We start from the raw sequence: 6,665 nt of genomic DNA on the forward strand, positions 1-6,665 counted from the left end.
AATGCCCATGAATCCATGGATGCGCAACAGCGTTGCCGGTTTCGCCGTCAGCGTCATGGCGGTCAGTTGCGGAGTCGGCGCGCAGCCCCTGGAAACCCGTATCGGCCCGATCAACATGCAGGGCGAACTGCCGGCACCGGAGGCGATTGCCAGGCTGTATGCCGAGCTGGATTTCCAGCAGGCCAGCCAGGCATACCTGTGGGCCCTGCCACTGGTGTCCTATGCCCAGTGGCAGGAAGAATTCCGCGACAAGCTCGGTGCCCGCAGCGGCGACCTGATGGTGCTCGACAGCTATGAAGACAAGCTCGGGGTCATCACCGCCAACGCCACCACTCCCTACATCCTGGGTTTTGTCGACCTCAACGAGACCGGGCCGCTGGTGATCGAATTGCCGGCCGGCCCTACCGCCGGCGGCATTGGCGACTTCTGGCAGCGGGCGATCATCGACATGGGCCAGACCGGCCCGGACAAGGGCCAGGGCGGCAAGTACCTGGTGCTGCCACCGGGCAGCCAGCCACCAGCGGATGCCGATCAATACCACCTGGCCCGCTCGGAAACCATGAATGTGCTGGTGGGTTTCCGGGTGCTCGATCCGGATCCGGCCAAGGGCAAGGCGCTGGTCGAACAGTTCCGCATGTACCCCTACGCCCAGCGCGCCACACCGGGCAAGACCCGCCTGCTGACCCCGGGCGGCAAGCGCTGGTCCGGCACCCAGCCACGGGGCATGGCCTACTGGGAACGGCTGCACCAGATCATCCAGAAGGAGCCGGTGAACGAACGCGACCGTTTCTACATGGCGATGCTGGCCAGCCTGGGCATCGAGAAAGACCAGCCCTTCCACCCCTCCGACCTGCAGCGCCAGGCCCTGGGGCAAGGGGCCCAGGTCGGCGAGCTGATGGCCAAGGCCAACACCTTCGCCAAGCGTTTCCCCCAGGCGCAGTACTGGAAGGACCGGCACTGGGACACCGTGCTGAACATCGCCGAACCGTCCCAGCGGGTGAAGTACTACGACCAGCTGTGGGAGCGCAGCGCCTGGTTCTATGAGGCGGTGACCAACACCAAGGGCATGGTTTCGAAAACCCCGGGGCTGGGGCAGACCTACCTCGGCGCCTACACCGACCAGCACGGCAACTGGCTCGACGGTGCCCGCACCTATCGCCTCAGGGTCGCCGCCAACCCACCGGCCAGGCAGTTCTGGTCGATGACCGTCTACGACAGCGACAGCCGCTGCCTGATCGACAATCCCCAGCGCAAGGCCGACCTGTCCTCGCGCCAGGACCTGAAGAAAAACCCCGACGGTTCGGTCGACCTCTACTTCGGCCCGAAAGCGCCCAAGGGTTTCGAAAACAACTGGGTGCAGACGCTGCCGGGCCGGCACTGGTTCAGCTATTTCCGGCTCTACGCGCCGACCGAAGCCTACTTCGACAAAAGCTGGAAGCTCGACGACATCAGCCTGGTGGAATGACAACCCTTGAAGGAGCAATGCCATGGGATCAGCTTTTCGACTGAGTGCATGGAGTGCCGCGGCGCTGGCGCTGGCCCTGGTCCCGGTGCTCGGCCATGCCGACAACGCCCGCGACTGGCAGAACATCCCGATCGACCTGAACATGGTCTTCGGCTACTACAACCGCGTCGACACCAACACGCCCATCGACACCTCGCTACCACTGGATGGCCTGTCGCTGAACGCCGACCTGTACATCCTGCGCCTGGCCCGCTCTTTCGCGGTGGACGGGCGCAACAGCGCCATCCAGATCGTGCAGCCCTATGCCGATGTCTCGGCGTCCTTCGACAACGCGCGCTTCTTCACCGGCACCAAGCACAACGGCGGCATGGGCGATACCCAGATCGTGCTGGCGCACAACATCTTCGGCGGCCCGGCGTTGACCCAGCAGGAGTTCGCCAACTGGACGCCGGAGACCTTTCTCACCGGGGCCTTGTGGATCACCACCCCGACCGGCGACTACGACAAGAACCGGGTGATCAACATCGGTTCCAACCGCTGGGCGATCAAACCGGAACTGGGCTTCGGCACGCCCTTCGGGCCGACCTGGCTGGAGATCAACACCTGGGTCTCGCTGTTCGGCGACAACAAGGATTATCACGGCGACAGCAAGCTGGAACAGAAACCGCTCTACGCCATCGAGGGCCACTACAGCTACACCATCAACCGCGCCCTCTGGGCCTCGCTGGACGCCACCTACAGTCGGGGCGGCGAGACGAAGATTGACGGCGACTGGCAGGACAACAAGCAGGAAAACGCCTTGCTCGGGGCCAGTGTCGGCTTCATGTTGTCGCCGCAGTTCGGCGGGATGGTCGCCTACTCCGACACGGTTTCCGAACGCAAGGGCTCGCCGGACGTGAACACCTGGACGCTGCGCCTGCAGTACGTCTGGTAGCCGGCCATGAACCCGGCCCTGATGCGCACCGGACTGCCCCTGTGCAGCGCCCTGTTCGGTGGCATGGCCCAGGCCGGCCCGACGCTGCCCGAGCTGGGCGCGGCGCCCGTCGCCAAGGCCGATGCGCAGACCTGCCAGCAACTGCAACAGGATTTCGAGATCGACCTCAAGCAGGTGGTCAAGGCCGGTTGCGAGCCGTCCACCGAGCAGATCGCCAGGCTGATGGACAACCCGGTGGGCAACCTGGTGCTGCTGTTCAACCAGTTCGACTACACCGCTCTCAAGGGCCCCCACAGCAACGGCACTCGCTACCTGGGCAAGTACAGCTTCATGCCGACCTTCCCGGTCTCCCTGGGTGAGGACTGGAACCTGATCAACCGCCTGCCGGTGAGCTACGTCAGCGCCCCGGTCAACCGCAAGGCCGGCAACCTGGCCGGCCTCGGCCCCTACGAAGTGCTCACCGACCGCGACTTTCCCTCGGTGCTGCAGGACCCGTTCGAGCGTACCGGCGGCTTCGGCGACCTGGCCTATGTCGGGGTGTTCTCGCCCAAGCAGCCGGTGCGTTTTGCCAATGGCGGCAAGCTGGTCTGGGGCGTCGGCCCGACCGCGATGTTCCCCACCGCCGAGCATGACGTACTGGGCACCGGCAAGTACTCCCTGGGGCCGGCGTTCGTCGCCGCCTACCTGGGTCCGGACTGGACCCTGGGAGTGTTCCCCCAGCACTGGTGGTCGGTGGCCGGCGACGAGCGCCGCAAGGACGTCAGCCTGACCAACATCCAGTACTTCATCCAGCGTGCCATTCCCGGCCCCGAGCAGTGGCGGGTCGGCATGACGCCCAATATCACCATCAACTGGAAAGCCGACGGCGGCAACCGGGTGACCTTTCCCATCGGCCTCGGCGCCGGGCGGATCTTCACCTTCGGCAAACTGCCGGTGCGCATTTCCGGCGAGGTGCAGTACTCGGTGATCCATCCCGACGACCTGATCAGCAGCCGCTGGAATTTTCGCCTGTCGTTCATTCCCGTCATCCCGACCTTCATGTTCTGAGCAGGAGCTGCCATGCCAAGCCTTCACCGCCATGCTCTGATCACCTTGCTCGGCCTGATGCTGTGCGGCGGACCGGTCCGTGCCGCCGACAGCGAACTCAACGCCAACGCCCTGAGCGCCCTGCAACGCATGGGCACTTACCTGCGCAGCCTGACGCATTTCCGCATCAGTGCCAGCAGCCATACCGACCAGGTCCTGGACAGCGGCCAGACCCTGGAATTCTCCCACCGCACCGAGTTGCAGGCGGTGCAGCCGGACAAGCTGCAGATCACGGTAAGCAATGGCGAGCTGACCCGCAGCCTCTACTACAACGGCCAGACCTTTGTCCTCTACAACAGTCGCCACGGCTATTTTGCTCGCAGCGAGGCTCCTCCGCGCATCGACCAGTTGCTGGACCAGTTGAACGAGCGCTACGGCATCGAACTGCCCCTGGCCGACCTGTTTCGCTGGAACAGTACGACGGCCGCCGAAGTCGGCATCGATACCGCCCTGTATATCGGCAGCGAACAGGTGGACGGCGAAACCTGCACCCACTACGCCTACCGCCAACCCGATATCGACTGGCAACTGTGGGTGCGAGACGGTGACCAGCCACTGCCCTGTCGGCTGGTGATCAGCCGCCGGGACCTGGCCGAGCAACCACGGCACAGCGTGGATTTCCACTGGGACCTGAAACGCCCGAGCCCGGCCAGCGCCTTTGAATTCAATCCGCCCGCCGGCGCCCTCGCGGTGCCATTGCGCGCCCTGGATGCCGCCCAACCGGGCCTGGAGACGAAGCCATGAAAAGCCTCGGCACCTGCCTGCTCGGCATCGCCCTGCTCGGTCTGCTCGCCCCGCCAGTTGCCCAGGCCTGGAACCTGCGCGGGGGTGGTGGCGCCCGCACCTTCGTCGTGCCCCATGGCGGTGGCCATGCCCTGCAACCGATGCACCCACCGATGCCACCGGCACCGCGTCCGCAACCCCAGCCGCGCCCGCAGCCGCATCCCGAACCCGGACCGCATCCCTACCCCGGGCCGGGACCGCAGCCGGGTCCGCATCCTTATCCGGGACCTGGCCCACAACCAGGTCCCCATCCTTATCCAGGGCCACAACCCTATCCGGGACCGGGCCCCGGACCGGCGCCGCGTCCTTATCCGATGCCGCCCCCTCCGCCGCCGCCACCGCCTCCCCCCCACGGCGATGACTGGTATCACCCCTGGGCCACCGCGGCGGTGATCGGTGCCACCACGGCCACGGTGATCGCCATCGGCACCCATGTCAGCGAGGTGCCGCCGGACTGCGTTTCGGTGATCGCCTACGGCGTGTCCTATCAACACTGCGGTGCCACCTGGTACCAGCCGCAGTACATCGGCAGCTCGGTGCAATTCGTGGTGGTCCGGGCGCCATGGTGAATCCAGGGAGAATCCCATGACAGTACGCAACGATATCAACGCCCTGCAGGCCAGCATCGCCGAAGCGGTGCTGGGCCAGGACGCGGTGATCCGGCAGATCCTGCTCGGACTGCTGGCCAACGGGCACCTGCTGCTGGAAAGCCTGCCGGGACTGGCCAAGACCCGCACGGTCAAGGCCCTGGCCCGCCACCTGGACGCGAGCATGAGCCGGATCCAGTTCACCCCCGACCTGCTGCCCTCGGACATCACCGGCGCCGAGGTCCTGCACCAGGTCGACGGGCAGAACCAGATCCGCTTCCAGCCCGGCCCCCTGTTCGGCAACCTGATCCTCGCCGACGAGATCAACCGCGCTCCGGCCAAGGTCCAGGCGGCGCTGCTCGAAGCCATGGAAGAACGCCAGATCACCGTGGCCGGCGCCAGTCACCCGCTACCGGCGCTGTTTATCGTGGTCGCCACGCAGAACCCGATCGAACAGGAAGGCACCTACCCGCTGCCCGAGGCGCAGATGGACCGCTTCCTGATGAAAGTGCTGCTGGACTACCCCAGCGCGGAAAACGAAAGCCAGGTCCTGCGCCTGCTGCGCAACGAGGAGCAGCAACACGCCGCGGCCGCCACGACAGCCGGCTTTACCCTGGCCCAGGAAGTGATCTTCGCCGCCCGCCGCGAAGTCAGCGCGGTGCAGGTGGCACCGACCATCGACCGCTACCTGATCGATTTGATCAACGCCACCCGGCACCCGGGCGACTACGACGCCGACCTGGCCCGCTGGATCAATATCGGCGCCAGTCCTCGCGGCGGCATCGGCCTCGACCGCTGCGCGCGGGCCGACGCCTGGTTGCGGGGACAGGACTTCGTCACCCCGGAAAATGTCCAGGCAGTGGTCCATCCGGTGCTGCGCCATCGCCTGCAGTTGAGCTACGACGCGGTCGCCGACGGGGTCAGTGCCGATCAGGTGCTGGACCGGCTGCTGGCCACAGTCGCGATTGCGGCCTGAGCAGGTGCAGCCCATGTCCAGCCCACGTCGGGAAGCAGATGGCCAGGTCTATGTCTCGCTGACGCAACTGATGGCGTTGCAGGCCCAGGCCCGCGACCTGAGCTTTCTCTCCCGGCAGCCGCGAGCCAGCCTGCTGGCCGGCAACCATGCCTCGCGCCTGCGCGGACGCGGATTGAACTTCGACGAACTGCGCCGCTATCAACCCGGCGATGACCTGCGCCACCTCGACTGGCGCGCCTCGTTGCGCAGCGGCAAACCGGTGGTGCGCACCTTCACCGAGGAACGCGACCGCCCGGCGCTGATCGTCGTCGACCAGCGCATGTCGATGTTCTTCGGCTCGCGCCAAAGCTTCAAGTCGGCCATCGCCGCCGAACTGGCGACCCTGGCGGCGTGGATGGTGTTCAACGCCGGCGACCGGGTCGGCGGCCTGGTGTTCAACGATCAACGTATCGACAGTGTCGCCCCGCTGCGCAGCCGCCAGCGGGTCGAGGCCCTGTGCAGCCGGATCGTCGAACACAACCAGGCGCTGCACGCCGGCAATCCCGACAGCGAGGGCCAGGACCAACTGGACAAGGTCCTGCAGCACTGCGCCGCGCTCGCCGGCCACGACCACCTGATCTGCCTGGTCAGCGACTTCGCCGGTGCCGGGCCGCGCACCCTGCAATGGCTGCGGCAACTGTCGGCGCACAACGATGTGATCGCCATGCAGGTCTACGACCCGCTGGCCCTCAACGTCCCCGACCAGGGCCGGCTGCGGGTGACCCAGGGGCAGTTGCAGGTCGAGCTGGCCGTGGAGCAGCGCCGGGTCCATCAACCCCTGGGCGAATTTCTCGG

General features: G+C 66.2%; 7 protein-coding genes (1 of these 7 cut by a window edge). All 7 read left to right on the forward strand.

Features of this window, described 5'->3' with window-relative positions; translation table 11 throughout:
- Nucleotides 1-7 precede the first annotated feature (7 nt).
- Nucleotides 8-1,465 (forward strand): DUF1254 domain-containing protein, encoded by a 1,458-nt coding sequence (locus tag HX881_RS20140; RefSeq protein ID WP_177086196.1) that lies wholly within the window; start codon nt 8-10, stop codon nt 1,463-1,465.
- 22 nt (nt 1,466-1,487) lie between these two features.
- A complete protein-coding gene (locus HX881_RS20145; RefSeq protein ID WP_177086198.1) occupies nt 1,488-2,399 on the forward strand; it encodes a transporter in 912 nt (303 codons plus the stop codon).
- Between the two features lie 63 nt (nt 2,400-2,462).
- The gene (locus tag HX881_RS20150; RefSeq protein WP_425503527.1) at nt 2,463-3,446 is read left to right on the forward strand and encodes a transporter family protein; all 984 of its coding nucleotides are present in this window, start codon (nt 2,463-2,465) and stop codon (nt 3,444-3,446) included.
- A gap of 12 nt (nt 3,447-3,458) precedes the next feature.
- Nucleotides 3,459-4,229, forward strand: a complete 771-nt coding sequence (locus tag HX881_RS20155; protein ID WP_017128989.1) for a DUF2092 domain-containing protein — start codon at nt 3,459-3,461, stop codon at nt 4,227-4,229.
- On the forward strand, nt 4,226-4,837 hold the full coding sequence (locus tag HX881_RS32650) for a hypothetical protein (protein WP_218171737.1): 612 nt from the start codon (nt 4,226-4,228) through the stop codon (nt 4,835-4,837). Before HX881_RS20155 ends, HX881_RS32650 begins: the two co-directional genes overlap by 4 nt.
- A gap of 16 nt (nt 4,838-4,853) precedes the next feature.
- Nucleotides 4,854-5,831: an AAA family ATPase gene (locus HX881_RS20165; protein ID WP_177086200.1), complete on the forward strand. Its 978-nt coding sequence runs from the start codon at nt 4,854-4,856 to the stop codon at nt 5,829-5,831.
- 13 nt (nt 5,832-5,844) lie between these two features.
- A protein-coding gene (locus tag HX881_RS20170; protein WP_177086202.1) for a DUF58 domain-containing protein crosses the window boundary here: on the forward strand, nt 5,845-6,665 show its 5' portion. It continues 112 nt past the right edge of the window; only the first 821 of its 933 coding nucleotides appear in the window; the start codon lies at nt 5,845-5,847; its stop codon lies off the right edge, out of view.

It is taken from the genome of Pseudomonas gingeri (genome assembly GCF_013386115.1).
GTDB lineage: Bacteria > Pseudomonadota > Gammaproteobacteria > Pseudomonadales > Pseudomonadaceae > Aquipseudomonas > Aquipseudomonas gingeri.